Origin of the sequence: Streptomyces sp. NPDC058576 (assembly GCF_042718715.1) — a bacterium.
Taxonomy (GTDB): Bacteria; Actinomycetota; Actinomycetes; order Streptomycetales; family Streptomycetaceae; genus Streptomyces.
In genome coordinates this window covers 4,750-6,282 of the sequence record NZ_JBHXPF010000117.1, presented here as the reverse complement: position 1 = coordinate 6,282, position 1,533 = coordinate 4,750, and the positions used below count along the sequence as shown (strand labels likewise).

Annotated in this window: 2 protein-coding genes; both read left to right on the top strand. The window is 74.4% G+C overall.

What is annotated here, in order from left to right; all coding sequences use genetic code 11:
- The first annotated feature begins 159 nt into the window (after positions 1-159).
- Positions 160-648, top strand: a complete 489-nt coding sequence (locus tag ACFWRV_RS36215) for a SigE family RNA polymerase sigma factor (RefSeq protein ID WP_384340421.1) — start codon at positions 160-162, stop codon at positions 646-648.
- Positions 645-1,439, top strand: a complete 795-nt coding sequence (locus tag ACFWRV_RS36210) for a hypothetical protein (RefSeq protein WP_384340419.1) — start codon at positions 645-647, stop codon at positions 1,437-1,439. Before ACFWRV_RS36215 ends, ACFWRV_RS36210 begins: the two co-directional genes overlap by 4 nt.
- The last annotated feature ends 94 nt before the right edge of the window (positions 1,440-1,533 follow it).

Here is a 1,533-nt window from a genome sequence, read left to right as displayed (position 1 = left end):
GTACGGGCCATCGAGCCCGTACCGCCCCTCCCTCTTCGCCGCTGTCCGCAACCTGCCCGGCCCCCCGGCGCACTGGAAGGGTGAGACGGTCCGCCTGCGCGGGCCGAGGAGACGGGGAGAGAAGGGGCGGGGCGATGCCGATCCCGGGAAGGCGGCGGAATGCGGGCCGATGACGACGCGGCGCTGCACGACTTCGTGGAGGGCAGACGCGCCGCGCTGTTCCGCAGCGCCTATCTGCTCTGTGGAGACCGGCACGAGGCCGAGGACCTCGTACAGAGCGCACTGGTCAAGGTCGTCCTCGGCGGCCGACGGCACGGCGGGCTCGACAACATCGAGGCGTACGCCCGCAGGACGCTGGTCAACACGTTCATCGCGAGCCGCCGGAGGTTCTGGCGGCGGGAGCGGGCGTACGGCGAACTGCCCGACCGCCCGGAGGACGCGGGCGACACGGATACCGGGCTGGTCGTCAGGGCGGCGCTCGCCCGGCTCACGGCCAGGCAGCGGGCGGTGCTGGTGCTCCGCTACTGGGAGGACCTGAGCGTGGAGGCCACGGCCGAAGCGCTCGGGATGAGGACGAACACGGTCAAGAGCCACACGGCTCGGGGCCTGGCAGCGCTGCGCACCGGGATGGTGGAGGAATGGGTATGAACGACGTCCGTGAACTGCTCGACCGTGCCGCCGAGGGGGCGGGGAAGCCCGCGTTCTCCACGGCGTCGGTGTACGCCAGGGCGGCCCGGGTCCGCCGGCGCCGCCGGGCCGTCGTCTCGGCGGCCGCCCTCACCGTGGTCGCCGCCGGGGCGTTCGCCCTGCCCCGGACGGGCGGCGACGCGGACCCCGCGCACACCACGGTGGCGTCCCCCGGCCCGTCCGGCTCCCCGACGGCGTCGGCCCCCGCGCCCACGAAGGCCGAACGGCTGGCGGCGCTCCTGCCGGGAGATGTGGGGGAGATCGAGGAGGTCTCCCTCGCCGCGCTCATCAAGAACGCGACGCCCGAACAGGCCCGTGCCACGTACCTCGGGCCGCTGGACGGGCACTACGCGTTCCGCAGGGACGGCGGTGTGGGCTACCTCGTGCTCACTCTGGCGAGCCGGGAGGCGGTGGAGCGGAAGACGGGCCGCCCGGCCGATCCGGCCGAGGACCTGTGCGTCCGGGTCGGCCAGGAGCCGGCCCGTGCCGACTGCGTCCGGGAAGTGCTTCCGGACGGCCGGACGCTGACGACGTGGCACGACTCGATGGACTACGAGGGCGACGACAACGTCGGCTGGGGGCCCGAACTGGTCGGCCGCCTCACCCAGCAGGACGGCTCGCAGTTCCTCGTACGCTCCAGCACCGGCTTCGAGGGCTCCGGCACCCAGGGGCCCCTGCTGCCGGAGCCGCCGCTCTCCCGGCAGCAGCTGAAGGGCCTGCTGACCGGCCCGGAGGTGCTGCCGAAGGGCTGAGGCCGCGGACGCGCGGGAGGGGGGGGTGGGACGGGGTGCGGGCCCCCCCCCCCCGGGGGCCGGGGGCCCCCGAGCAAAAACACCAACAAAAAAA